This window comes from Rariglobus hedericola, assembly GCF_007559335.1.
GTDB lineage: Bacteria > Verrucomicrobiota > Verrucomicrobiia > Opitutales > Opitutaceae > Rariglobus > Rariglobus hedericola.
In genome coordinates this window covers 2,191,168-2,215,952 of sequence record NZ_VMBG01000001.1, presented here as the reverse complement: position 1 = coordinate 2,215,952, position 24,785 = coordinate 2,191,168, and the positions used below count along the sequence as shown (strand labels likewise).

Annotated in this window: 18 protein-coding genes and 1 tRNA gene; 7 read left to right on the top strand and 12 right to left on the bottom strand. The window is 62.0% G+C overall.

What is annotated here, in order from left to right:
- Positions 1–3: 3 nt before the first annotated feature.
- Positions 4–585, bottom strand: coding sequence for a hypothetical protein (locus tag FPL22_RS09635; protein ID WP_144230066.1), 582 nt, complete (start codon positions 583–585; stop codon positions 4–6).
- A gap of 24 nt (positions 586–609) precedes the next feature.
- Positions 610–2,538 (bottom strand): RICIN domain-containing protein, encoded by a 1,929-nt coding sequence (locus tag FPL22_RS09630; RefSeq protein ID WP_238991363.1) that lies wholly within the window; start codon positions 2,536–2,538, stop codon positions 610–612.
- Between the two features lie 159 nt (positions 2,539–2,697).
- Here FPL22_RS09630 and FPL22_RS09625 point away from each other — a divergent pair, with 159 nt between their 5' ends.
- Positions 2,698–6,345 (top strand): hypothetical protein, encoded by a 3,648-nt coding sequence (locus FPL22_RS09625; RefSeq protein ID WP_144230065.1) that lies wholly within the window; start codon positions 2,698–2,700, stop codon positions 6,343–6,345.
- A gap of 3 nt (positions 6,346–6,348) precedes the next feature.
- A complete protein-coding gene (locus tag FPL22_RS09620) occupies positions 6,349–7,089 on the top strand; it encodes a hypothetical protein (protein ID WP_144230064.1) in 741 nt (246 codons plus the stop codon).
- Positions 7,090–7,102: 13 nt separating this feature from the next.
- Here the strand turns inward: FPL22_RS09620 and FPL22_RS09615 are convergent, their stop codons facing one another.
- The 6 genes from FPL22_RS09615 to FPL22_RS09590 all read right to left on the bottom strand — a co-directional run bounded on the left by FPL22_RS09615 (position 7,103) and on the right by FPL22_RS09590 (position 14,613).
- Positions 7,103–7,486 (bottom strand): DoxX family protein, encoded by a 384-nt coding sequence (locus tag FPL22_RS09615; protein WP_144230063.1) that lies wholly within the window; start codon positions 7,484–7,486, stop codon positions 7,103–7,105.
- Positions 7,487–7,576: 90 nt separating this feature from the next.
- Positions 7,577–10,474, bottom strand: a complete 2,898-nt coding sequence (locus tag FPL22_RS09610) for an autotransporter family protein (RefSeq protein WP_144230062.1) — start codon at positions 10,472–10,474, stop codon at positions 7,577–7,579.
- Positions 10,475–10,582: 108 nt separating this feature from the next.
- The gene (locus FPL22_RS09605) at positions 10,583–11,263 is read right to left on the bottom strand and encodes a response regulator (RefSeq protein ID WP_144230061.1); all 681 of its coding nucleotides are present in this window, start codon (positions 11,261–11,263) and stop codon (positions 10,583–10,585) included.
- Position 11,264: 1 nt separating this feature from the next.
- Positions 11,265–12,413, bottom strand: a complete 1,149-nt coding sequence (locus tag FPL22_RS09600) for an ATP-binding protein (RefSeq protein WP_144230060.1) — start codon at positions 12,411–12,413, stop codon at positions 11,265–11,267.
- A 218-nt stretch (positions 12,414–12,631) separates the two neighbouring features.
- Positions 12,632–14,140 (bottom strand): NADP-dependent phosphogluconate dehydrogenase, encoded by a 1,509-nt coding sequence (gene gndA / locus FPL22_RS09595; RefSeq protein WP_144230059.1) that lies wholly within the window; start codon positions 14,138–14,140, stop codon positions 12,632–12,634.
- A 170-nt stretch (positions 14,141–14,310) separates the two neighbouring features.
- Positions 14,311–14,613 (bottom strand): hypothetical protein, encoded by a 303-nt coding sequence (locus FPL22_RS09590; RefSeq protein ID WP_144230058.1) that lies wholly within the window; start codon positions 14,611–14,613, stop codon positions 14,311–14,313.
- Positions 14,614–14,780: 167 nt separating this feature from the next.
- Here FPL22_RS09590 and FPL22_RS09585 point away from each other — a divergent pair, with 167 nt between their 5' ends.
- Both FPL22_RS09585 and FPL22_RS09580 read left to right on the top strand, forming a co-directional pair.
- Complete coding sequence (locus FPL22_RS09585) at positions 14,781–15,881, top strand: hypothetical protein (protein WP_144230300.1); 1,101 nt, start codon at positions 14,781–14,783, stop codon at positions 15,879–15,881.
- 86 nt (positions 15,882–15,967) lie between these two features.
- Positions 15,968–16,043 (top strand) — tRNA-Ile (locus tag FPL22_RS09580).
- Between the two features lie 14 nt (positions 16,044–16,057).
- Here FPL22_RS09580 and FPL22_RS09575 read toward each other — a convergent pair.
- From FPL22_RS09575 to FPL22_RS09560, 4 genes are all read right to left on the bottom strand, one after another.
- Complete coding sequence (locus FPL22_RS09575) at positions 16,058–17,863, bottom strand: chloride channel protein (RefSeq protein ID WP_144230057.1); 1,806 nt, start codon at positions 17,861–17,863, stop codon at positions 16,058–16,060.
- A 7-nt stretch (positions 17,864–17,870) separates the two neighbouring features.
- A complete protein-coding gene (locus FPL22_RS09570) occupies positions 17,871–18,365 on the bottom strand; it encodes an HPP family protein (RefSeq protein WP_144230056.1) in 495 nt (164 codons plus the stop codon).
- Between the two features lie 101 nt (positions 18,366–18,466).
- Complete coding sequence (locus FPL22_RS09565) at positions 18,467–18,970, bottom strand: MarR family winged helix-turn-helix transcriptional regulator (RefSeq protein ID WP_144230055.1); 504 nt, start codon at positions 18,968–18,970, stop codon at positions 18,467–18,469.
- A gap of 5 nt (positions 18,971–18,975) precedes the next feature.
- The gene (locus tag FPL22_RS09560; protein ID WP_238991361.1) at positions 18,976–19,968 is read right to left on the bottom strand and encodes a LacI family DNA-binding transcriptional regulator; all 993 of its coding nucleotides are present in this window, start codon (positions 19,966–19,968) and stop codon (positions 18,976–18,978) included.
- A 108-nt stretch (positions 19,969–20,076) separates the two neighbouring features.
- Here FPL22_RS09560 and FPL22_RS09555 point away from each other — a divergent pair, with 108 nt between their 5' ends.
- The 3 genes from FPL22_RS09555 to FPL22_RS09545 all read left to right on the top strand — a co-directional run bounded on the left by FPL22_RS09555 (position 20,077) and on the right by FPL22_RS09545 (position 24,778).
- A complete protein-coding gene (locus tag FPL22_RS09555) occupies positions 20,077–23,112 on the top strand; it encodes an alpha-mannosidase (protein WP_238991360.1) in 3,036 nt (1,011 codons plus the stop codon).
- Positions 23,113–23,185: 73 nt separating this feature from the next.
- The gene (locus tag FPL22_RS09550) at positions 23,186–24,013 is read left to right on the top strand and encodes a LamG-like jellyroll fold domain-containing protein (protein WP_144230052.1); all 828 of its coding nucleotides are present in this window, start codon (positions 23,186–23,188) and stop codon (positions 24,011–24,013) included.
- A 54-nt stretch (positions 24,014–24,067) separates the two neighbouring features.
- Positions 24,068–24,778 (top strand): PEP-CTERM sorting domain-containing protein, encoded by a 711-nt coding sequence (locus FPL22_RS09545; RefSeq protein WP_144230051.1) that lies wholly within the window; start codon positions 24,068–24,070, stop codon positions 24,776–24,778.
- The last annotated feature ends 7 nt before the right edge of the window (positions 24,779–24,785 follow it).

Below are 24,785 nucleotides of genomic sequence, written 5' to 3'. Positions count from 1 at the left end.
GGTTCAGTTCGGAGATCGTTCAGGTGGCACATCGCTCATAAAACCGGCGACCTCATCGAGCGCGCGGTCGCGAAACGCACCGGGTGGAAACGAGTCGGCCCACGTGGTGGCGCGGGCAAGGTCGGTGCGCGCCCAGAGATGCAAAATTGAAATGACGGTTTCGTTGCGCACCAGACCGGGCTTCATGTCGCGGTCGGCCATCGTCGCGGCTTCGGCCGGATTTAATCGAGCGACGACCAGTGCGAGCCATCCGAACATTTCCTCACGCCACGGACCGGCGGGCTGACGGTCTGCACATTCAAGCGCGGCGGCAAAATCACGGTCGGCCCATTGGCGGAAAAGAATGCCGCAGCGGTAACGGTCGGCCTCGGAGACGACCTGTGATTTAAGATCCAGAAATGCGATGCGCGGCGCTGTTTCGGCCTGTGCGATCCGCGAAGATGCAAGCGGAAGCGAACGCACGACGACCGGAGCTTCGTTGGGCGACGAAGGCCGAGCAACCATCAGTCCGGCCGCCAGCACTCCCGCCGCGACGATGCCGGCGAGACAGAGGTGGAGTCGGACGGACTGCGGGCGCGGCTTCATCGCGACGATGGGCGAAGCTCGCGTTCAGGGCGTGCCCGGGAGCCATTGCTCGTGGTTGCCGGACGTGTATTCACCTTGAAATACGCGGGCACCATTGGCGGTCGATGCGGCGTCGATTTCGAGCACGAGGCCGCTGATCGAGTTGACCAACCGGTAGTAGCCCGAGCTGGTGGCCATCGGAATCCAGCGCTGGTTGGCGCTGCCGGAGTTGAGCGTATACATCTGGACGTGATCGCCGCTGAGTATTTCGCCGGCGGCCTGGTCGATCGCCTTGCCGGTCTGGCTGGAGGTGATCGTGTATTGGTTGGCCCCGCGATGGGTGAAGACCCACTTCTGGTTGCTCGTGGCGGAGTAACCCCACTGCTGGATATCGGCGCCGTTGGCCGTGGAGGCGTTGACGACATCCATGGCTTTCGCGCTGTTGCGGTTGATCAGCTTGTAGGTGCCGTTGGCCAGCAAACCGGAAGAGACGGGTTCGAACTCGATCCAGTTGAGGTTGAAGCCTGCGGTCACTGCCTCGAAGCGCAGCAGTTGTTGGCCGGGCACGAGGTCAACGGTCTTCGTCAACGTGGTCCACGTCTGGTAACTGCCGGTATTCGGCACGCTCCAGGCACCGGTCAGATCCCTGCCGCCGAGCTTCAGGCGCAGGCTGCCGGTCGTGACGGATGAAGCCACGCGAACCTTGAGATTGTAGCGACCGGGATTCTTTACGCGCACCGTGTATTCGAGCCATTCGCCGGCGGCGATCCAGGCGATGTTATAACCGCCACCGGTATCGGTGACTGCCTGGATGTCCACTTGTCCGGTCGTGCGGTAAACACCACCGGAATTACCGGTGGTCGTGTCGTAGGAGGCGACACCCGCGCCGCCGAGATCGAAGTCCTCCGCCTCGACGCGTGTGGTGGCCGTGGAAATAATCGCGCGCGGTTCGCTGCCGTTGCCATAGACGCCGCGGCTGGTGCCGGGCCACGAACCAAAATCGTGCGACCAGGTGATGCCGGCGCCGTCCATGCGGTTTTTGAAACGCGTGTCGTCCTGCACGCGACCGATGGAGAGGAAGGTCAGCCATGAGACGCCCAGTCGCTCAAGGTCGCCGGTCTGGTCGATGTCCTGATAAAGCGAAGGCGCGTCAACCAGGTTGAAGTCGCCCGTGCCCCAGTCCCAGCGGTAGAACTCGGTTTGGAAACAGGCATAGCCTGCGGCGATCACGTTTTCGAGACAGGTGCGTGTGCCGAGTGCGCCGTTTTCTCCGTAACCGTGAAACGCGATTCCCGCGTTGCTCCAATTGACGGTGGAGCCGAGCGCGGCGATGTCGGCGAGCACGCCTGCGGAGTTTTGAAAAATCGTGTAGCTCATCAGCAGCACTGGCGTGTTGGGCGCGGCGGCACGGATGGTGGTGTAGGAGTTTTTCTCCATCGTGATCACGCTGGCGGCGACCGGCGCGCGCACCACCGGCTCGTTTTGAATCTCGTAGATCACGTGGGTCTCGTTCTTGTAACGGGGCGCGTAGAATGTCCAAAAATCCTGGATGAACGACGCGTTCACGCCGCCACCGCCGATGGTGATGATGAGGTAGAGACCGTTGTCGCGCGTCATCTGAACTACAGCATCAACCGCCGCCGCTTTCGCACCCGCAGCATAACCGTAGTCGGAGCGTTCGGCGTAACAGTGGATGGCGTTGAGACCGTAATTTTTGATCGCCTGCACATCGGCGAGCGCCGGCACGACGCCGGTTTCGGTGCTGATGATGGCACCGCGGATGAGGTTTCCGTTATCGGCCACGAAGGTCGTGCCGGCGGTGTTGATAACGGGTCGTCCGCGCGCGGCTTCGGCGTGGGAAACGAGTGAGAGTAGGGCGACTGAAGCAAGGAGGACACGGCTCCGCTGAATGAATCCTAACAGGGGTAGGGCGGGGTTCATAGCGATGCAGGGCATGACGAGAGAACCGGTCATGCAAAAGAGCGGCGCCGTGCCATTAATAGCATCGCGCGTGTCTTGGGAACTTCCGCTCCACGCGGAATCATCACGGCAGCTTATCCCTGCATACGCTCGATTTTCTAAGGTGTGCCGCCTGAAACCGCCGACGGTGCCGAACCCTGTGTTTGATTTTGTATGAACCCCCATCGCGAATCCCTCCCCACTTCGTTTTCTTTCCGGACCCGGCGCGGCTTCGCGTTATTGATCACGATCACATTGCTGGCGTTTCTGGTTTTGTTGCTCGTCTCGCTGGCCTCGATCACGCGCGTGGAAACCCAAGTCGCGGGTAATAACCAGCAACTGTCGCAGGCCCGAGCCAATGCGTTGTTCGCGCTCAATACCGCGCTCGGCCAGCTTCAGAAATTTGCAGGATCGGACCAGCGTATCACCGCCACGGCAAATCTCGGTGATGGCACCAACAACAGTCTGCCTGTGGCGGTGAATGGCGCGCGCCAGTGGACCGGAGCATGGGGCAACGCCAACGCATCGACCACCGACCGTAGCGCCCCGGTGTTTCTCAACTGGCTGGTGAGCGGCAACGAAGCCACCGCCATGCAGGCGAACGCGAATGGCAGCATTGCATCCGCCGCGGCCTCGCCTGCGCGCAAGCCGGACCAGCCCGTCGCCAATCTCACCAACGCGACGGCGCTTTCGAGCACGATCACCATCGGCGGCGCGCCCGCGCGTCTGCTGGTTGGTCCGGGCACCGTGGGCACCGCCGCCTCGGGTGGTTTGGGCGAGGCCGGTTATGTCGCCGCGCCGCTGGCGTCGATCGATGTCACCGCGAATCTCGTGCCGGGCCAGTCTGGCGGCGGCACCGTATCCATTGGTCGATACGCCTGGTGGGTCGGCGATGAAGGCGTCAAGGCGCGCGCGAATCTTGTCGAAACGGAAACCTCCATCGGCGCGACCACCGAGGCCGATAAACGCCTGCGCCACCGCCTGCCGGCGCGCCTGGGCGTCGAGTTGACGACGGGCGCGCCCGCTTCGCTGGCCGGCGCGGACCTGGAGGCGGCCAGCACCGCGACGCTACGTGACGAACTGAGGAAAGTGTATGCGCCGCGCCAGTTCTCCCTCGCATCCGGCGGCGTGCCGTTTCCGTCGGCGTTTCTCCAGCAACGGTTTCATGATTTTTCCAGCAGCAGCCGCGGCGTGCTCGCCAACTCCCTCGCCGGTGGCTTGCGCCAGGACCTCACCGCCGCCTTCGCCAACGGCACGGGAAAAACCGATGCGCCCACCGGCCCCATCTGGCAGGTGGGTTCCAGCCTGGGCCCCGACTGGCAGTTGTTGCGCTCGTATTATCAATTGCCGTTCTCGAGCGGAGCCAGCGGCACGGATGCGAATCTGCGACTTTCTCCGCGGCCGCAAATCGACGGAACGACCGAGCCGGCCAGGTCCGCCCAGCAGGGAGTATTTCCACTCGTGGCTTTCTGGCAGTTGTATGTCGAGGGACGCGTTTCGCCGCTCACCGCTTTCGGCTGCGGACTCGAGCTGCGTTACTACCCAGCGATTGTGTTATGGAATCCTTACAACGTCACGTTGCAGGACCATGCCTATCGCGTCACTTACGCCATCAACGGCGGCGATGTGACCTTCATCCGCGTCTCGGCCGTATCGCCGACCAAGAACTATAGCGCGTATCCAAAAATTGTGGACCCCGCGATTTCGGCAGACGCGCAGGTGACCAGCCCGTGGCCCAATGGCCTCGAAATCTCCGTGCAAAGCGGCGACATGGAGCCGGGCACCGCCTACGTTTATACGCTTCGCAACAACGTCTATTACAGCGCGGGAAGCACCTATTCGGCCTACACCTTGCAACGGGGTTGGAACGGCGGCGGCATGCGGTCTGTGATAGTAGGCGGTAACAGTTTTTCCCTGCCGGGCGGGCTTTCCCAATACATGGTGAACTTCTGGCATGGTAACAATAACAGCACGGCCACGTCGCTGCCTTCGTGGAGCGACTGGAACAACTCGACGATCGGCGTGCCGAGCAGCGCGCCCAGCGGCACGGGCACAGAACCCGTCACTCGCGATGACAAGCTTACGCTGTCCACCAGCGCGGGAGAGCCGCTGCAAGTGATCACGCAAAACAATCTCTACGACACGGCGTTTCACATGCGCTATGCCCGCGACGATTTCATTTTCCAAAAACTGGACCAGCCCGCCTATGCGAGTTCGCCTGCATTCGTCGGTTACGTCGGCCACAGCTGGGCGTTGAAAACCACCGCGCAGGGCACGCTGCCCACTGCCACTTCCTATCACAACAATACCGTCCGCTGGCTGGCCGACTACAACCCCCGCGCACCTTACTCCGCGCGCAGTCCTTACGAAATGCAGAACACCAGTCTGGGCGAAGGATACTACCATACCAACCCCAGTTACAACTTCCGGATGAGCGCCAACAACCTGGGCTTCGGCACCGGCGCCTTCGATCCGGTGAACGCGAACAACGCGACCATTCCCTGCGATCCTTCCACCGGTCGCGCGTTTGTCGGTATGAGCCAGGCGACGTGGGATGGCGCCGGCGAATCCGTTGTGCCGCTCTTCAACGTGCCGCGTCCGGAACACGCGGTGGTTTCCCTCGGAGAGTTCCAACACGCGCAGCTTTATCCCGGCGTTTATCTTCCGGGTGGCAGCGTCTCGCCTCCGCTCGCGTCCAATGCCACGCCCGCCTATGCCGTGGGTAATTCGCTGGCCGCGCCCCGCGCCAAGATCGATGCTCCCAGCCGTCCGTGGAGCGAGATAGCCATTCCCACCAGTGGCAACGGCTTCAGCGCCTTCAAGTCCACCGGCGTCGTTTTCGATCATTCCTACCTGCTCAATCGCGCACTCTGGGACGGCTATTATCTGTCCACTGTTCCGCGCGGTGCCTCGTCCGCCGATCCGGTGGTTTTCCCGCTGCCTAATCCGCGTCTCGCCTTGCATGATCGCGCCGGCGCCAGTTTGCCGGCCGACCTCCGCGACCGTCAAAAATCTGCCGCGAGCCTGTTGGTCTCTGGCGCGTTCAACGTCAACTCCACCTCCGTCGAGGCGTGGCGCGCACTGCTCGGCGGACTCAACAACGTCCCGGTGGGCGCAACCCGGCGAGCCGGCGAGTCACCGTATCCGCATTCCGGTTACACATTGAACGACGCCGCCGTGCTCGACTCGACCTCGACCACCGATGCAGGCATGGCCGCCAACGCCTATGAGGGCTACCGGTTTCTGACGACGGCGCAGATCAATGCGCTCGCCAACCAGATCGTGTTGCAGGTGCGCCGCCGCGGCCCGTTTGTCTCGCTGGCCGACTTCGTCAACCGTGCGCTCACCGCCGGCTCGGTCGCCGGGGTGGACAATCGCATGAAGGGCGCGCTGGCCCAAGCCATCGAAGACGCGGGGATCAACTCCGCGTTTTCCGGAAGTCCGACCACGGTGATCCCGACTGCCGGCCCGACCTCCATGATCGACGCGGCGGCCCAGGGCAGCACCGCCACCCACGTGCCCGGATGGCTCACGCAGGCGGACCTCCTGCAACCGCTGGCACCCGCGCTCTCCGCGCGCTCGGATACCTTCACGATCCGCACTTACGGCGAAGTGCTTAATCCCGTCCTCGCCAGCACCGATCCCAACTACGTCCAAGGCCGGGCTTGGTGCGAAGCCGTGGTGCAGCGACTGCCCGAATATGTGTCCGTCACCGACGATCCATGGACCGCCATCGCCGCGCTTTCGTCGGACGACAACAAGACGTTCGGACGCCGTTTCAAAATCATCTCCTTCCGTTGGCTGACGCCCGCCGACATCTGACCCATGCGCATTTTTCTCACATCGTTGTCCGCCGTCGTCCTGTCGGTCCTGTTGATCCCCGCATCGGCGCAGACTCCGTCACCGAAAAACCCGGTCCGCAGCCTGCGTTTTTATTACGCGGGCGCCTCTTTTTCGAACGAGGATGATGTAAACCCCCGCGCGGTTTTTCTCCTGAAAAATGGAAAGGAAAACGTTTCGGTTCAACTCACCGCCAATGCGTTTTCCCGCCCGCTCGATTACACCGGGCCGCTGCCCATCGAGCTCTTCCGCGAGCAACGCACGGAAGCCGGCGTGAAGCGCGAGCCTCTCGGCGAACTCAAATGCCCCGACAGCTGGAAAGGCGTGCTCTTCATCGTGACCCGCAATCCGGCCAATGCGGTTCTGCCGTTTCGGTTTTATCCCATCGAGGACTGGGCACCGTCTTTGCCCGACGAGCATGTGCGCATCATGAACCTCTGCCCGTATCCGCTCGCGGCCAAAACAGGCACGAGTCCCGTCGCCATCGCCGCGCAATCCACCGTGGACGTCACGCTGTCTGTCGGGAGTGACATCGCGCTGGGTCTCGCGGTTCAACGTGGCGGACGTTGGGAGCGTATTCTCTCCACTTCCATTCTGCGTCCGGATCAAAACAAACTGCAGCTCCTGGTCTTCCCCAATTCCGACGGCGCGATCCGTGTCGTGGTCATCAAAGACCTGCCCGAACCACCGCCTGAAGCGACGTCTGGAAAACTGCCGCGCACCTAATCCCGCGTCCTGGCTACCGTGCGCGTTTGAGGCCGACCCACCACGTCCACGCGATGAAGAGGGCCTGAAACGGCAGGCGCAGCCAGAGCACCCAAGCGGGCGCATCGAGTCCGGTCATGTGGCCTTGGAGCGCGACATTCACATTGGCGGGGAACACCGCGATCAGCAGTGCGATGAGTCCCCAGGCGGCGGCGCGGCGCAGGCAGGGAATCAGCAAACCGATACCGCCGAGAATTTCCGCGATGCCCGAGATCTGGTTGGCGGCTTCCTTGAACGGCATCTCCGCCGGCATCATGGCGAGATAGATGTCGGGCGTGCGAAAGTGATTTAGCCCCGCAACGATGAAGAAGAGCGCGAGCACCCAGCGGGCGATGGTTTTGAGGCGGGTGGAAGGCATGGGTGTAATCACGGATAATCACGTCCTGATTTCCGGCCAACAAAAAGCCGCGCTCCGGAAGGGAGCGCGGCCTTAGAGGAACGGGTTGTTTTAGAACGACACGGACAAGCCGCCGCGCCATTCTCCGAGGATCTCGACCGTGTTGCCGGTCTGGATCGAATAGTCGGCGTAAAGCGCGACGCGCGGGGTGAACGCCACATCGAAACCGGCGCTCAGGCGGGCGCTGTCACGCTGCGGGGAGTGGGTTTGCACGGAGTAGTTCGAGCCGCCAAACGAGGCGTCGATGGAGCGGCTGTCGTTGGAGAGCTCGTGAACCCAGGCGCCGCGGGCGTGCGGGCGGATCACGACGTTGCCCGCGTTGAACGCGATCGCGGCTTCGAGGCCGAGCTGCGTGCGCAACGAGCGGGCGGATTGATCGCCCACCGTGTTGTTGAACGCGCCGGCACCGGTTTCGGTGAAGCCTTCGGTTTTCCATCCGGCAACTTGCAAACCGGCGAACGGTGAGAGCGAGACCGGACCGGTCAGGAAATGACGTCCGGCGATGATATCGACCAGCCATTGGCGTCCGGTCGTGTCGGAGCGCGCGGTGGCGGAGGTGCCGCTGAAGTTGATCTGGCGGGTGGACTCGTAGTCATCGAAACCATACGCGGCGGCGGCGGTGACGAACCAGGCGTCTTTTTTCCAGGCGGCACGAATGCCGGGCATCTTGGTTTTGATATTGGTCGTGCTGCCGAAGGAACCGAGGCCGGAGTCGGTGTCGGTGTATTCAAAAAAGCCGCCGAGGGTGAGGTCTGGCGTCACGAAGGTGTTTCCGCCGACGAGGCCGGAATCACTGTTGAACCGGTTGGAGCCGACGTTGGCGTCGCCGGAGGTGCGTCCGCGGCTTTGTCCGGCCTCGAAGTAGAAGTTGTCACGGCCCGGCGTGGCGGGCGGCTGGTGGGCGAGACGACTGGCGAGCGAGGCGGTATGCGCGAACGCGATGTCGGACCATACCTGATAGCCTTGTGGCGAGAGGGCGTTCAAGGCGGCGGGAAACTGGCCGGGGAGCGCGAGTGTGTTGAGCACATCGGTGATCGCGGGGTTGTTGAGCGCACCGTCGCCGACGGCACCTTGGTTCGGGGTTTCGGCGAACGTGGAGAACGGGATCTGTGTGTAGGTGACGGTCACGTCGTTGGTGCCGTAGTTGACGGTGCGCGTGATCGCGGCCGGAGTGGCGGGAGCGATGACGGTGGGGAAGGTGCCGTTCACGCCGCCCGTGGCGGTGATGATGGTGAAGGACTCACCGACGGGATTGAAGCCGTTGAGGGTCACGAGCTCCAAGGTGCCGTCGAGGTCGGCGGTGCCGCTGACGATCAGGCGATCAAACGAGGTGGACGAGGCGAACTCGACGACGAGCGTGCCGGCCGGGCCTTGCATGAAGTTGCCGGCGACGATGATCGTTCCGGGCGAGGAGCCGGCGCTGACGGTGCCGTTGTTGAGGAGATTGCCGTTGATGGTGCCTTCGCCGCGCAGGAACGTGCCGGTGCCGACCGTCGTGGAGCCGACGTTGTTCACGAGGAAAAGTGAGCCGTTCTGAATGTCGACGGCCACGGTGGTGGCGTTGGCGATGACCAAGGCGCCGGCGCCTTGCTTTTCAAGTGTGCCCGTGCCGCTGAGGGCATTGTTCAAAATAACGTTGGAGGCTTCGTCCAGAACCAGCGTGCCGGCGGCACCCAAAGTGATGTCACCGTTGGCGGGAAGGAGCGCGAGGCTCGCGATGAGCTTGCCTTCGTTGACCGTGGTGGTGCCGGTGTAGGTTTGCAGGGCGGTGAAGGTGAGATCACCGAGGCCTTCTTTGGTAACGTCGCCGCCGCCGGAGATCACGCCGCCGTAAGTGCCATTCGTCGCTTGATCGAAAATCAATTCACCGGCGGCACCGGTGTTGGCGCTGTCGATGAAGGACACGTTGCCGTTGACGGGAAGATTTTCGCTTCCGGTGGTCAGCTGGCCGGCATCGATGATCGTGCCGCCGGTGTAGGTGTTGGTGCCGGTCAATTTCGCGATGGTCTGGAAAACCGTGAAGGTGGCGGGAGTGGCCAAGGCATCCGAACTGTCGCCGTCGACCGTGACATTGGTGGTGTTGTAGTTGGTGCCGGGAATCAGCACGAGGCCGGAGGTGCCCGGTATGTAAGCGCCATCGCTGCTCAGCAGGACGTAGCCGTTCGCGGTGACGATGCCGCCGTTGAGCGTGAGGCCACCGGTGAGCGTGCCGCCGCCGGGACCGCCGAGGGCGTCGAGCGAGGCTGCGCCGTCGAAGGAGACGCCGGCTTGGGCGAGGGCGCGACCGCCGCCGCTGCCGGTGGAAGGCGTGGTGGTGCCAAAGATGATGTCGGTGCCGGCGAGATAATTGCCGAGCACCGTGTTGTCCGCGCCGAAGGTGATGGTCGTGCCGGCGTTCCAGAACAGACCGTTGTCGGCGCCGCCATTGGATCCGAGGTTGACGAACCGGATTTGCGCGCCGGCCGCGGTAGTCAGCGAAGTGCCGATATTAAAAACCCACACGACGTTGTTCTGACCTTGCGCATCCAGAGTGAGGATACGCGTTCCGGCCAGGCTGATTTCGGCCGAGACATTGAACGCATACACGCCGGGGGCGAGCGTCATGCCGGACAAGTCCTGACCGGTGAGATTGGAGGTGGTCGCCAAGGCGCTGAGACCGGTGCGGGCGGTGCCGAGATCGAGCATGGCCTGGGCAACCACCGCGCCACCGAGGATGGTCGAGCCGTTCACGACGGTCGCAGGAGGGAACCCGGAGATGGAGCCCATCGAGCCGACGTCCCCATTCGAATAGGTGTTGGGGCCGGCGCCAGCGACCGAAACCGATGTTCCGCCGAGCAAAACGAAATCCTCTGCGCTGAGCAGAATGGATTGTGCGGATACAGTTGCGGCACCCAGCAGGAAAATGGCAAAGGCCGCCATCGATGCCGGGAGAAGGAGGTTGGATTTCATAAGCTCCCCTGACCCTACGCGAACGCGATGCCAGCAGATATACGGACTAACCCTACGGGGTTTCTCCGGGTGCGATGGACGGAATCCGGCAGGCGTGGGCAACGATGTTCAGATGATCGTCAACTGGACGCTGCTCTCGATCACGCCCGTGGAAATGGCGTAACGCGTAAGGCCCGCCGTGTGATGAATCCCGAGTTTTTCCATCAGGTTCTGGCGGTGTTTTTCAACCGTCTTGATGCTGATACCCAGAGTGGCCGCGATCTGTTTGTTGGCGGCGCCTTCGGCCACGAGTTGCAGCACTTCGCACTCGCGTGAGGTCAGTCGCGAAGGGTTCGTTTTTAAAAGCCCGTCGCGATCACGAAGCGCGTTAGCGGTGATAGCCATTCGCCGGGTGATCGACGGGCTGAAAAAGGTCCGGCCCTTTGCGACCTCCTTGATCGCCTTGGTGAAGATCTCGGCGGACGTCTGTTTCTCGAGAAAACCAACTACGCCCGCCGTGCTCATGCGCTCGATGTAAGCCTCGTCGCTGTGGGCGGAAAGGATGATCACCTTCGCGGCTGGATTGGCGGCGAGGATCTGCCGCGTGGCTTCGAGGCCGTTGAGGATGGGCATCGCGATATCCATCACGATCACGTCGGGGTTGAGCGCGGCCGCCATTTGCACGGCCTCGCGACCGTTGCGGGCTTCGGCGAGAATCTTGAAACTATCGTCAGCTTTGAGCAGTCCGCACAGCCCTTGCCGCACGATGACGTGGTCGTCCGCCAGCAAGATGGTGATCAGCGATTTCATTTTATTTGGCGTGAGGGTTGAAGGGGATCTCGGCGCTGACCGTGGTGCCGACGTGGGGAGTGGATTCGATCGCGAGCTTGCCGCCGATCATCTCGATGCGCTCGCGCATGCCGATCAGGCCGAGACGCTTGGTGCGACCTTTGAGGACCGGCTCCACCGCGAAGGATTTCCCGTTGTCGGCGATCTCCATGCGGATGGCGCCGGGAATGTGCGTGAGGGTGATTGTCACCTGTGTGGCCTGGGCGTGGCGAATGACGTTGGTCAGCGCTTCCTGCGCGACGCGAAACAGCACGGTGCGACGGTTGTTGCCGAGCGTTTCAACGCCCGCAAAAGCGGTCAGCTTGATTTTGATTTTTTTGCGGGCAGCGAGACTCTTGCTGTATGCGAGAAGCGCGGGAATCAGGCCGAGGTCGTCGAGCACGGCGGGCCTTAGTTCGCGGGCGAAGCGGTGCACGGCGTTGACGGACGTTTCGACGAGGCGCTGGGTGCGGACGATCTTGGCCTTGAGGCTTCCGATTCCGTCAGAGGCGCTGCGCCCCAAGGTGGACAGATGAACGTTGATGCCGACCAAGGTCTGGACGACTTCGTCATGCAGTTCGCGGCTGATCTCTTTTCGTTCCTCCTCTTGGGCGGAGATGATCTGGCGGGTCAGCTGGCGCAGCTTTCTTTGCATCACCAGCGATTCGCGGAAGAGCGTCTGATACTGCTGGCGACCTTTGATGATGAAGAGCTCGCCGGCTTTGCGACGTTTGATCTCGCGCTCCAGCTGGCGATTGCCCTTGGCCAAGGCAGCGGTGTGGAGCCGGAGGGTTTCGTTGCGCTCGAGCAGGAGCCGGTTGGTTTTTCGCGTGGCGCGCTGGGCGGCTTCGACCGGCACGAGCGCTTCGGTGAAGAAGAAACCGGCGCGGGCGATCAAGTCTTTGCGCTGGCTGGAAAACCCGAACGAAGGCGCGAGGGCGGCCATGGACTGGGCATGGATTCGGGCGAGCGCGAGCGCGTCGGCACCTTCGGTCAACGCCACGCGTCCGAGACCCTGAGCGCGGTCGCCGTTGGCAGCCGTTTTTTTGCCGAGGTGAGCGCGCAGTTCTTTGAGGTAACGGGCGGGCAGTCCGGTGCGGAGATTTTTCGGAAGGTGTTGGGTGGCGTTCATCGAGTGGCCCGAGGCGGGCGGCTTCCCGACGCAGATCCCCTCGTTGGGTGAAATGGCGTCGCGCTATCAAATACCTGTTCCTCCCGAATAGCCATGGGGTTTAACCCGCGATTATCCCGGGCTCGAAAACGCAGACAGAAAAAAGGCGCGACCGGTGAAGGTCGCGCCTTGAAGGAGGCGAGGACGAAACGACGCTGTCGTTCCGCTACGTTCGAAGCTTAGGCTTCGAGCTGCGGACGGGTGGCCTCGGGCCAGTCGATGTGGAAGAACTTGCCGCGGGGTTTGTCGGTGCGCTCGTAGGTGTGGGCGCCGAAGTAGTCGCGCTGGGCCTGGAGCAAGTTGGCCGGCAAACGGGCCGAACGGTAACCGTCGTAATAGCTCAGGGCCGACGAGAAGGTCGGGATGCTGATGCCGTTTTCAACCGCGAGGCTGATGACTTTGCGCCAGTTGGTCTGGGCCTTCTGGATGGTCTTGTTGAAGTAGCCGTCGAGGAGGAGATTCGCGAGCTTCGGGTCACGGGCGTAGGCCTCGGTGATCTTCTGGAGGAAGGCGGCGCGGATGATGCAACCACCGCGGAAGATCTGGGCGATCTGGCCGAAGTTGAGTTTCCAGCCGTATTCGCCCTGAGCGGTGCGCATGAGCTGGAAGCCTTGGGCATACGAGCAGATCTTCGAGCAGTAGAGGGCGTCGTGGATGGCTTTGATGAGCTCCTTCTTCTTGGCGGGGGAGACCTTCTTGATCTTCGGGCCCTTGAGAACCTTGGAGGCGGCGACGCGCTCTTCCTTGATGGCGGACAAGCAGCGGGCGAAGACGGACTCGGCGACGGTCGGGGCGGGAACGCCCATGTCGAGGGCGTTGACGGAAGTCCATTTGCCGGTGCCTTTTTGGCCGGCGGTATCGAGGACGATGTCAACGAAGGGCTTCTTCGTGATCGGGTCCTTTTGCTTGAGGATGTCGGCGGTGATTTCGATCAGGAAGCTGTCGAGGGCGCCCTTGTTCCAGGTGGAGAAAATATCACCCATCTCGGCGGGCTTGAGGCCGAGGAGACCCTGCATGAGGGAGTAGGCCTCACAGATCATCTGCATGTCGCCATACTCGATGCCGTTGTGGACCATCTTGACGTAGTGGCCCGCGCCGTTTTCGCCGATGTAGGTGGTGCAGGGAACGCCGCCCTTGACGGGCTTGCCGGGGGTGGCGCCCATGATGGGCTTGCCGGTCTTCTTATCGACCTTGGCGGAGATGGCCTTCCAGATGGGCTCGATTTCCTTGAAGGCGGCTTTGTCGCCACCGGGCATGAGGGACGGGCCGAAACGCGCGCCTTCTTCACCGCCGGACACGCCGGAACCGATGAAGCGGAAGCCTTTTTCCTTAAGGGCTTTTTCGCGGCGGATGGTGTCGGTCCAGAGGGCGTTGCCGCCGTCGATGATGATGTCACCGGGCTCGAACACGGCGGTGAGGCCGTCGATCACGGCGTCGGTGGCCTTGCCGGCTTGGACGAGGATGATCGCCTTGCGGGGTTTGGAGAGGGACTGGGCGAACTCCTCGAGGGTCTTGGAACCGATGAGACCGCCGGGGGTGTTCGGGTTTTCGGCAACGAACTTGTCCGTCTTCTCGACCGTGCGGTTATAAACCGAGATCTGGAAGCCGTGGTCGGCGATGTTGAGGGCGAGGTTCTGACCCATCACGGCGAGGCCGATGAGTCCGATGTCGGAGTGCGTCTTGGGCATAGTGTGAAAAGGAAAAGCACTGACCCATAGCCGCTCAAAGACCAATCTCAATTTTGGCGAGATGCGTTCATTATCAGCACAAACCCGACTCATGCGGGGCTTGGCTGGGGATTTGTAGCGCAGGACCGCGATTACCGGCCTGTTTTGGCGGTCCGAAAAGCCGCCGAACTTTACTGGGGAATGGCGTTTTTCTCCTTGGCGGCCTGCTTGCTGGCCGAGGGGAAGAACGGGGCGATTTTTTCAACCAACGGGGTCAGGAATTTGGGCTCGTTGCGCGAGTAAACCCAGTTGAAGCCCACGACGGTCACCACCACGAAAACGATGACGCTGAGCAGCACCTTGTTCATCTCGGCCGCTTTGCGGATGAGGATGATGGTCGCGATCAGGATGAGGACCGCGAGGCCGATGTTGATCCAGACCTTGGTCGGGACGGCGTGCATTTTCTCCAGCGCAGTGGCGGCGAACAGTAGCATATAGAATTTCACGCAAACGTTGCCGCGCCTTTAAAATCGACACGAGGCGAAAGCGGAAGGGCCGGCTATTTGACGTTTTTTTGCAATCCGCCGGCGATCCTAGGGGTTGGCCGGGGGCCGCCTCCGTCGTTGCCACGCCGGTGATCTGGCCGCACGGTGCGCCTGAAATGGAAGACACGTCGCCCACGTCCGCGCGTCCGCAGCAAAAAAAGCCCAGCTACCCGATCAGCGAAGGGTTGCGCGCTTACCTGCGCCGTTACCGGCGCGAGCGAGAACTGCCGGTGACCTACGAGCGGTTGCGGCATTTTGTGGATTCCGTCCCGCTCTCGGATGCCAAGGGCAAGCCCACGCTTTGGGAGAATGTCTTCTACGATCCGATCGAGATGGAGTCGCTGCAGGAGGATCTGAAACGCGTCTATGCGCACATCCGGGTGGACGGCGATTTGTCGGTGATGATGCATCTCTACATCGACCGCATCGATTATTGCGCCTTCGGAAACTCGGCGCCGTTTCGTATCCGGATTGTGAATGCGTATAACGACAATCCCGACTATTTCTACATCAAGCGGGGTGACGCCTCGCGCGTTTACGGGCTGGAGCTGGAGCATCTGCTTTCTCCCAACCGCCTTAATTACCTCACGCATGGCAACACGCTCGTCGAGGAGCACATCGCCGGCATTCCGGGCAACGAGTTCATCGACCGCTGGCTGGGCAGTCCCGAGATCAGCCCGATCCGTCTCGCGAAGGAACTGGTCAAGTTTAACGAACGCTGCTTCGTGCGGCTGCTGGGCGACATGCGCAGCTACAACTTCGTCGTGGTGATCACCCCGGATTTTGAAGGAGCGCAGGTGCGTATCCGTTCGATGGATTTTGACCAGCAGAGCTATGAGGGGCGCATGAATCTTTACCGTCCCCAGTTTTTCAAAGGCAACCAGCCGCTGGCGATGTTTTGCGTCAAACAGCTGCGACTCGAAACGGCGGAGCAGTATCAGCGCGAGGAACAGGTGCTCATTCTGCAGCGAGCGATCTTGAGCGAAGGGCGTCTGCGCCTGCTGCTCAATGTGATGTCGGAAGACCGGATCGCGCCGCAAGAGAACGTCCATGAATTGCGCGCCGCGCTGGCGGAGAACTATGGACGGCGCGACGCCTACCTGGCCTGCGAGTCGATGGGTGACCTGGTGCGGGAGAACCTGGAATCGATCCGCCTGAATGTGGCGGCGCATGAGCCGAGCCGTCCGCAACGGTTCGACGGCGAGTCGGAAAAGTAAGCGGACAACATGCGGGCTTTACGTCCGCCCCGCGACCCTGTTTCTCGTTGGAGTGCACCGGCTGTCCGGCCGGCGGCGCAACAGTCGGGGCTATAGCTCAATGGTTAGAGCAGGGGACTCATAATCCCTTGGTTCTGGGTTCAAATCCCAGTGGCCCTACCAGTTTTCTTGGTAGTTCAAGAACGCAGACGGCGGCTGAACCAGCCGGCTTCCTGTTCGTGGTTTTCGGACCAACGAGACCTGCGGGCGGAGAGGGCTGCGGCGCGTCCCAGATAACCGATTAATTTTTTCGGGTTGTCGCGTTCGACCACCGGGAGCCGGCCGATGTCGTGCAGTTGCATACGCTCCACCGCTTCATGAAGGGATTCATCAGGGTAGGCGCAAAGCACCGGAGTGGTCATCACGTTGCCGACCTCTTCCTGGGCGGCGCCCTGCGCCACCGCGTTGAGTAGATCCCGGCGTGTGATGATGCCGGCGAGTTCCCCAGTGTCATCGGTTACTAGCAGCGCAGTGTGGTGGCAGACCTCGGGATCGTGCGCGCCCACGCGATCCGCCAACTCGGAGACTTTCATGCGCGTCGAAATCGTATGCGGTGTGGTTTCCATGACTTGCTCCACGGTGACATGCGCAAACACATCGGTATCAAAATCCATGGGCACGCGGACTCCGCGTTGCTCCACCGGACTGGACATGAGTGAGCGTGAGGACAACAAGTGCGCGACCGCCAGCGATGCGGTTGCGGCGGTGGCCACCGGCCAGAGCACGCCGGCTTGTTGCGTGATTTCGACGCCGAGCACGATCGAGGCGAAAAATGCCCGCGAGCCGCCCGCAAAAAAAGCGACCATGCCGGCGAGCGCCGCCAAGCCTGGTGAAATCGTCGCCATCGGCAGTCCGGCACAGGCCGCAGCCACCAAGGTGCCGAGCCCGCCGCCAGCGACGAGCATCGGTGCGAGTGTGCCGCCGGAAGTGCCGCTACCGAGTGAGACGATCCACACCAGCAACTTGAGCCCGCACACCAAGCCGACGACGGCCAGTGGGAAATTCCCCTCCAGCAGCGAACCGATTACGGAGTAACCCGCGCCGAAAACCCGCGGCTCGAACCAACCGACCAAGCCCACGAAGAATCCGCCGATGACCGGGCACCACATCCAGTGGATTGGCAGGCGGGCGAAGCCGGCCTCGACCTTGTGCACCGCGTGGTTGGTGGCGACGGCGAGCACGCCGGCAACCATCCCGATGATTGCAAACACGACGACGGCGGACGCGGGGGCATGCAGGTTGTCGGGCACCGCGAGGTGAAACAACGCCGCGTGTTCTCCCCACACAAAACGTAACGCCTGCGCACAGGCTGCGGCGATCGCGACGGGGATGACCGAACGCGCGCGGAACTCGAACAGCAGCAACTCGACCGCCAGCAAAGTGGCGGCAACCGGACTTCCAAAGATCGCGGTCATGGCGGCTGCCGCGCCCGCGGCGAGCAGCACTTTGCGTTCGCTCGCCGTCATGGTGAGAGCCTGGCCGATGAGCGAACCGAGCGCGCCTCCCGTCGCGATGACCGGACCCTCCGCGCCATAAGGTCCGCCGGTGCCGATGGAGATCGCGGACGAAACCGGTTTGAGCAACGCGACGCGGGGGCCGATGCGACTGCGATTGGCGAGCACCTGTTGCATGACCTCGGGAATGCCGTGACCGATAATGCCTTTTGATCCGTAGCGCGCCATGAGTGCGATCAAGCCGCCGCCGACTGCGGGAATAAGAATCACCCAGGCGCCGCGGGTGTGTGCTTCGGGCGATACCCACGCAGTGGAAAACCGGCCGTAAAATGCCAGCTGTGTGATCAACGCGATTAACGTGTGCAACGCATGCGCGGCGAGTGTGGCCAGGCCGGCAAGGGGCAGCGCGAGTGCGGCGAGCAGGATCAGTCGTGTGCGAGGTGAAGTGGCGGTGCGGGCTGCGGATGGGCCTGCGGTGTCGAAACTCATTGCGTTATCAGGTGGTGGCAGGTTGCGGAACGGCACGCCAGTAGAGCGGGTATTTGTGACGCCGTGTGGTGCGATGATAAACGACCGCGATGACCACGAGGAGGACGGTGCCGGCGAGGGTTGATGAAACCAGGAAAACGCACGTGGGCTTGGCGAGAAACACGATGATCGCGTTCGATCCTGCGGGTGGATGCACAGTGCGCGTGAGCATCATGAAGCCGACGCCGAGACCGGTGGCGACGCCGACCGCCCACCATTGCGGGCCGAACAATATGAGGCATCCAAAGGCGATCAAGGACGCGGAGAGGTGTCCGCCGATCACCGAGCGCGGTTGGGAAAGCGGCGCTTCAGGCAAGGCGAACAACAGTAGCGCGGAAGCGCCAAACGAGCCCAGCAACATGAGCCCCTGCGTGGTCATGGCGATGTAGGCGAGCGCAGACACGGCTAACATCGCGCCGCCGGTGGCAATGGCTATCTGGGATTTCCTGAAGACCGGTGACATGGGAAGCCTGGCAATGAAGCATTTTCATGTGACGGTTTCCAGTTATTTATCGTAATACGATATATTATCCCGGCAGGCATGGCCTTCAGCAAGTAGGAGAATCAGTCGTCGATTTCGGGCATCGAACAGGCGGGACTGGCGAACGTTGCCGTCATCGCGTCCATAGGCGGGCCGGCATCCGAAGACGCTTTTTGAAGCAAACCCACCAGCTTGGGGCCGATGGTTTTCAGTTCCGCGCGATGGGCCAGGTAGAGTTTTCCGAGAGTGGTGCGGCCCTTGGGTGCGAGGGTGACGTGAACGCAGCGGGCGTCGTCGGGCGATTTGGAACGACGGACCAGCTTGAGTGTTTCCATACGATTAACGAGGCCGACCGCGCTGTGGTGAGCGACGCGCAGTTGTTCTGCGAGTTCGCCGATGGTGACCCAATCGCGGCCGGGAAAACCCTCGATGGCGAGGAGCGCCTGGTATTGCTGAGCGGTGACTCCGCGACTGATGGCGGCGGCCTCGCTGAAGCCGAGAAACTTGCGCAACGTGTAGCGAAATTCAGCGAGCAACTCGTAGTTGGCCTTGTCGAGTGAACCGGAGGTTTTTTCGGGCCGGGCCATGGGAATCAGGCGACGGGTTTGACGGAAGGACCCTCCGTCCAAGAGCCTTCGACCATGACGGTCTTGGGGTCGGAAGGGAGGCCGGTTTCATTGCGCTGGATCATGCCGATGATCATGTCGATGGCGGCGGCGCCGACCATGTGGGGCTTTTGATCCAGACAGGCGTAGCCGGGATAGCGTTCGAGCGGAACGACCGCGAGGTCGCTGGGAATGCTGATGCCGAGATCGGAAAACCATTCGAGAAGAGCGATGTCGGAAACGATCATCGCGTCGGGCTTGTTGTCGCGCATCCAGCCGGTGAGTTCCACGCGGTCGGACTCCTCGTAGATGAGGCAGGTCGCGGAGGAGCGGCCGTGCTCATATTGGTGCATCAAGACGGCGGCGATCCAGTTGTGGGCAACGATTTTGCTGACGCGTTTTCCGAGGGCGACGCCGATGCGTTTATAGCCGCGAAGCCGCAGGGTGGAAAGCGCGAGCTGCATACCCTGAAATTGGTGGGGACAGGCGCGATGAATCGCGGGCCGGCGCATGGTGTAGCCGATGGCCGCGCAGCAGAATTCGTCCCACGGAAACTGGAACTGAGGGACGACGTCGGGAAACGGCGCGAGGCATACGCCGAGGATCCCACGCGAACGGAGAATATGGGTGAGCCGACGCGTGGTCATGTGGGCGTCGCGCAACCAGAAGTGTTCGATGCGGTAGCCGCGCTGGGAGGCGCGGGCGCAGGCGCCCTCGTAGGCGGCGGGGGAGAACCGGTTCTCGCGCCAGCCCTCCTTGGTCGGATACGCGGTGATGTAAGCGATGATATCGATGCTCGCGGGGCTCTGTTCGCGACGGCGGCCGGAGAGAGCGGCGATGAGCGGGTCGGGACGGTAGTTGAGTTGCGCGGCGGCGGCGCGGACCTTTTCGCGGGTTTCGGGCGTGATCTTTTCGGAGTTGCGCAAAGCCATGCTAACCGTGGCGACGGAAACGCCCGCGGCGGTTGCGATTTGCCTCATGTTGGTGCGTCCGGCCATTTGCGGAGCATGGAGGTGTTTAATCGGTTAAATGACGAACACTTTGTCGTAGTGCCGTGGCAGATGATTGAGTGGGGACTTTATTTTACGATGCCCCTTAGCCCTGCCGCCGGTCCGGATGCCCAGAGTGTGATTGATGCCTTGGTCGAGCGTGTGCGTGAGGCGCAGTTTATCGCGGTGGCTCCGCTTGCGATCACGCGCTGGCTCACCGCGGAACCGGTGCCCTTCGCGGAACGGGAACGGGGCGAACGTGCCGAGGTGGCGATGGGGAAACCGTGGGCGGGACAGCTGTTTGATTGCGCGTGGATGCGGTTCACGGCGCAGCTGCCGGCGGGATCGCGAGCGGGCTCCGTTGACGAACTGGTGGCGTGCATCGATGTGAACGGAGAGCTCTGCGTCGTTGATCGCGCGGGCGTGCCGGTGCGCGGGCTGACGAATATCAAATCCACGTTCGATCCGGTGCTGGGCGGGCCGGGGAAGACGCTTTATCGCGTGCCGCCGGAGGCGATCGATGCGAGCGGTCGCGTGGAGCTTTGGGCCGATGCGGGTCTCAATGATTTGTTCGGTTTCGTGAAGGACGAAGGTCGCGTGGTGCTGGCGGAGCTGGTGCGCGTGCGCGAGGACGTGCGGCAGCTGTATTATGATGTGGAGACACTGAGGGATTTTTGGGTGGCGTTGCCGGCGGGTGATGAGAGGCGCGAGCCGTTGGGGGTTGAGTTGGCGGCGGTCGCGGACGGATGGGAGTGTGTGGATGACGCGAGTGTGGCGGCGGCGAGGACTCGGTTGGCAGAGTGGTTTAAAAATGAAGATAAACCGGCGATGCAGGTGCATGCGATCGGGCATGCGCATCTCGACCTCGCGTGGTTGTGGCCAATCCGTGAGACGAAGCGGAAGGGGGCGCGGACGTTTGCGAGCGCGTTGTATAATTTCGAAAAATATCCGGAGTATCGCTTTGGCTGTAGTCAGCCGCAGCTGTTTGCGTGGATGAAGGAGCGAGAGCCGGAGCTGTATTCGAAAATCAAAGACGCGGTGCGCGCGGGGCGGATCGAGCCGCAGGGGACGTTTTGGATCGAGCCGGATTGCTCGATGCCGTCGGGCGAGGCGTTTGTGCGGCAGGTGTTGCACGGTGCTAAGTTTTTCAAAGACGAGTTCGGGGTGGTGCCGGATTACTGCTGGCAGCCGGACGTGTTTGGTTATCACGGGCAGCTGCCGCAGATCCTGAGGAAGAGCGGGCATCGTTTTTTCATGACGCAGAAGCTGTCGTGGAACGCGGTGAACCGGTTCGGGCATCAATCGTTTCACTGGGAAGGTATCGATGGGACGCGGTTGCTCACGCACATGCTGCCGGAGGAAACGTATAACGGACCGGCGGCGGCGCGGTCGTTGCTGAAGATCGCCAACGAGTATGTGGAACGCGACGTGTCGAAGCATGCGTTGATGGTGTATGGCATCGGTGACGGCGGCGGTGGTCCGGATGCGGAACACTTGGAGCGGCTGCGACGCGCGCCGAAATTGCCCGGGCTTCCGGCGGTGAGGCAGGGCACGGTGACGGAGTTTTTCGAGGCGTGGAGCCGCGATGCGGACAAATTCGCGACGTGGAAAGGGGAGCTTTATCTGGAGCGTCACCAAGGCACGCTGACGACGCAGGCGCTGGTGAAGCGCAACAATCGCAAGGCGGAGATCGGGCTGCGCGAGCTGGAGTGGGCGGCGTATCTGGCGACGACGCGGACCGGCGCGGTGTATCCGGCTGAGGCGTTGGACCGGCTTTGGAAGGAAGTGCTGCTTTACCAGTTTCACGACATCCTGCCGGGGTCTTCGATCAAGCGCGTTTATGATGAGTGCAACGTGCGTTATGTAGTGATCTTGGCAGAGCTGGAGGCGTTGACGGCTGAACGTTATGCTTCGCTGGTGGACGCGGGCGTGCACGGGGAAATGACGGTGTTCAATTCGTTGTCATGGGCGCGGCGCGAGTGGGTGAGGCACGAAGGCGCGTGGTGTTGGGCGGACGTGACAGGCTTAGGCGCGGCGCGGCTGGCGGTCGCGAAGCACGCGGTGCCGATCGCGGCGGAGCGGTTGCTGGAGAATGAGTATTTGCGCGTGATTTTTGCGCAGGACGGACGGATCGAGTCGATGTGGGATAAGCGGGCTCGTCGCGAAGTGCTGGCGACCGGCGGAGCGGGCAACGATTTCGTGATTATCGCGGACACGGGGGATGCGTGGGATTTTGAAAACGATCTCTCGAAGAAAGATGTGTGTGGCTATCTGCGGCGCGCAGTGGAGAGTCCGGTGTTGCGTGAACGCGTGGCGCGGGTGGACGGGCCGAGCGCGGAGATCGCGATGACGTGGACTTATGGCGCGTCCACGATCCGGCAGACGGTGCGGTTGTTGGCAGGCGCGAAACAAGTGGAGTTTGCGACAGAGGCCGACTGGCAGGAGAAGGCGATGATGTTGCGCGTGCGGTTCCCGGTGGCGGTGACCGCGGACGAGGCGCGCTATGAGATTCCCTTCGGACACATCCGGCGCACGACGCGGGACGAGACATCGGTCGAGAAGGCGCAAATCGAAGTCGCGGCGTTGCAGTGGGTGGATTTGTCGCAGGCGGATTACGGCGTGGCGCTTTACAACGACTGCAAGCACGGATTCCGCGTGAAAGGGAACGTGATCGACATGGCGTTGCTGCGCAGCGTGCCGCATCCCGGCGCGGCGTTAATTGGCAAAGGCGACGCGGATGACGGCGAGAGCGCGGGCGGTGACGGGAAAGTTTACGGCGATCTCGGACGCCATGTCTTTCGCTATGCGTTGCGTCCGCATGCGGGCGATGCGGATGCGGCGGTGCTTACGGCGGAGGCGAGGGCGTTCAACACGCCGCTGCGTGTGGTGGCAGGCGGGTGCGCGTTGGCTGGAGAAAAATTTGCAGCGGCGGCGATCGAGGTGGCGGCGGTGAAGCCGGCCGAGGACGGGCGCGGTTGGATCTGGCGCTTGGTGAACGTAACGGAGCGCGTGGTGGAGACGACATTTGCCGATGCGCAGGCGGTCGAGTGCGACCTGATGGAAAACGCGACGGGCCTGGCGGGTGGAACGCTGCGGTTTACTCCGTTTGAAATCAAAACGCTGAGGGGCTTTTAATCATTGGATCAAAATTTTGCGCTGAGCGTGAATGCGGACTTGGGCGAGAGGGGTGGACGCAGCAGAATGGGGTATGATCACATCCAACAGCTCGAAGGAGAAGGGCTTTTCGGGAGAAAACGAACCAGGCTGGCCGCGTCTGTCGCAGACGGAAAACGGGGAGGTCAAGGCGTTGCCGGAGCCGGTGTGCCGATGGACGTTTCAGGAGGAGGCGGGCGAAGTGCGGTGGTCGGAAGGGCGCGAGCGTTATGCGCTCAAGGAAATGGCTGGGCCCGTCGCACGGGTGGAGGACGGCGTGGTCGGTCCCTATGCGATGGAGGTGAGTGAGGGGCAGTGGCTGAATCTGGCGCGCGCGGAGTGTCCGGCGCTTGATTTCCACGGGAAAGGAAAGCCGTTTTCCGTGGTGGCGTGGGTGAAGCGTGCGCCGAAGAGCGTGCCCGAATGTCAGGCGGTGGCAGGCATGTGGAACGAGACGGTGGAGACGCGGCAGTATTGTCTGTTTCTCGATCTGGGAATCTGGAGCAGCGCGGAGCAGATGTGCGGGCATGTATCGGCTACGGGTGCGCCGACACCGGGATACAAATATTGCATGGAGGCAGCGATCGGGGCGACGCCGGTGGACTACGGTGTGTGGCGGCAGGTGGCGTTCACGTTCGATGGGACGTGGGTGCGGGTCTATCTCGACGGAAAGCTCGATTACCGGCCGGGGTTGAACCCGTATTACTGGCCGCACGCGATCAATGATGGCGGAACGGACGGATCGGATTTCACAGTGGGCGCGGTGTTTCGCGGAGGAGCCATGGGCAACTGGTTTACGGGCCGGTTGGGTGGGCTGGCGGTTTATCGTGAAGCGTTGCCGGAGGCGGCTGTGGCGGAGTTATTTGCCACGAGGAAGGTGTAAACGTGTTGCGGCTCGCGGGGTTGCATGGAGCGGATCTGGGGTTAGGTTTGCATCATGAATTACCCCACGATTCTAGCTAGGTTTAGCTGTGTTTTTTTCGCGTTCGCGGCATCTTTGCCGGCTCAGACCTTGGTGCAGTATGCGTTTACAACCAGCGACACGGTGGCTTCACGAAATGCATCGACCACGGGAACCAATGTGACGCCCGAGGCTTTTGCCAACGGTGCGGGTGTCACCATCACTTCATCCATGATCGGCAGCCCGACGGTGCGCTCTTATTTTGTGACGGGCGATCTGGTGGATGAGGTGATCTCTGCGACGAGCACGGATTGGCTCGGCTTCACGATCAACGCGAATTCGGGTTATCAGTTAAATCTCCAGAATCTAAGTTTCGCCTATGCGTTTTCGTTTAACGCGGGCACGGCACCGGCGACTGCGGCCACGTATGATGTGCGGTCTAGTTTAGATAATTATGCCTCCTCGATCAGTGTATTGACGGCGAGCGTCGGCACTGTGAATGCCGTGAGTTGGTCCAATGCCAGTATCGTGCTGACGGACGCGGCTTATCAAAATCTGAGCGCGATCACATTCCGGATTTTTTTGAACGATGGAACTAATACGAATGCTGTTTCTTATGTGCGGCTCGATACGGTGACGCTGACGGGTATAGCTTCGGCGGTGCCGGAGCCTTCAACGTATGCGCTGATGTCGGGCGCGGCCGGATTGGTGCTGGCAGGTTTACGGAGACGTTTGCGGTCAGTTTAAGCCTGAC

Bases quoted from the DNA above. Each gene is read 5' to 3' on its own strand.
- FPL22_RS09635 (WP_144230066.1), bottom strand. From the start codon at position 585: ATGAAGCCGCGCCCGCAGTCCGTCCGACTCCACCTCTGTCTCGCCGGC.
- FPL22_RS09630 (WP_238991363.1), bottom strand. From the start codon at position 2,538: ATGACCGGTTCTCTCGTCATGCCCTGCATCGCTATGAACCCCGCCCTA.
- FPL22_RS09625 (WP_144230065.1), top strand. From the start codon at position 2,698: ATGAACCCCCATCGCGAATCCCTCCCCACTTCGTTTTCTTTCCGGACC.
- FPL22_RS09620 (WP_144230064.1), top strand. From the start codon at position 6,349: ATGCGCATTTTTCTCACATCGTTGTCCGCCGTCGTCCTGTCGGTCCTG.
- FPL22_RS09615 (WP_144230063.1), bottom strand. From the start codon at position 7,486: ATGCCTTCCACCCGCCTCAAAACCATCGCCCGCTGGGTGCTCGCGCTC.
- FPL22_RS09610 (WP_144230062.1), bottom strand. From the start codon at position 10,474: ATGAAATCCAACCTCCTTCTCCCGGCATCGATGGCGGCCTTTGCCATT.
- FPL22_RS09605 (WP_144230061.1), bottom strand. From the start codon at position 11,263: ATGAAATCGCTGATCACCATCTTGCTGGCGGACGACCACGTCATCGTG.
- FPL22_RS09600 (WP_144230060.1), bottom strand. From the start codon at position 12,413: ATGAACGCCACCCAACACCTTCCGAAAAATCTCCGCACCGGACTGCCC.
- gndA (WP_144230059.1), bottom strand. From the start codon at position 14,140: ATGCCCAAGACGCACTCCGACATCGGACTCATCGGCCTCGCCGTGATG.
- FPL22_RS09590 (WP_144230058.1), bottom strand. From the start codon at position 14,613: ATGCTACTGTTCGCCGCCACTGCGCTGGAGAAAATGCACGCCGTCCCG.
- FPL22_RS09585 (WP_144230300.1), top strand. From the start codon at position 14,781: ATGGAAGACACGTCGCCCACGTCCGCGCGTCCGCAGCAAAAAAAGCCC.
- FPL22_RS09575 (WP_144230057.1), bottom strand. From the start codon at position 17,863: ATGAGTTTCGACACCGCAGGCCCATCCGCAGCCCGCACCGCCACTTCA.
- FPL22_RS09570 (WP_144230056.1), bottom strand. From the start codon at position 18,365: ATGTCACCGGTCTTCAGGAAATCCCAGATAGCCATTGCCACCGGCGGC.
- FPL22_RS09565 (WP_144230055.1), bottom strand. From the start codon at position 18,970: ATGGCCCGGCCCGAAAAAACCTCCGGTTCACTCGACAAGGCCAACTAC.
- FPL22_RS09560 (WP_238991361.1), bottom strand. From the start codon at position 19,968: ATGAGGCAAATCGCAACCGCCGCGGGCGTTTCCGTCGCCACGGTTAGC.
- FPL22_RS09555 (WP_238991360.1), top strand. From the start codon at position 20,077: ATGCCCCTTAGCCCTGCCGCCGGTCCGGATGCCCAGAGTGTGATTGAT.
- FPL22_RS09550 (WP_144230052.1), top strand. From the start codon at position 23,186: ATGATCACATCCAACAGCTCGAAGGAGAAGGGCTTTTCGGGAGAAAAC.
- FPL22_RS09545 (WP_144230051.1), top strand. From the start codon at position 24,068: ATGAATTACCCCACGATTCTAGCTAGGTTTAGCTGTGTTTTTTTCGCG.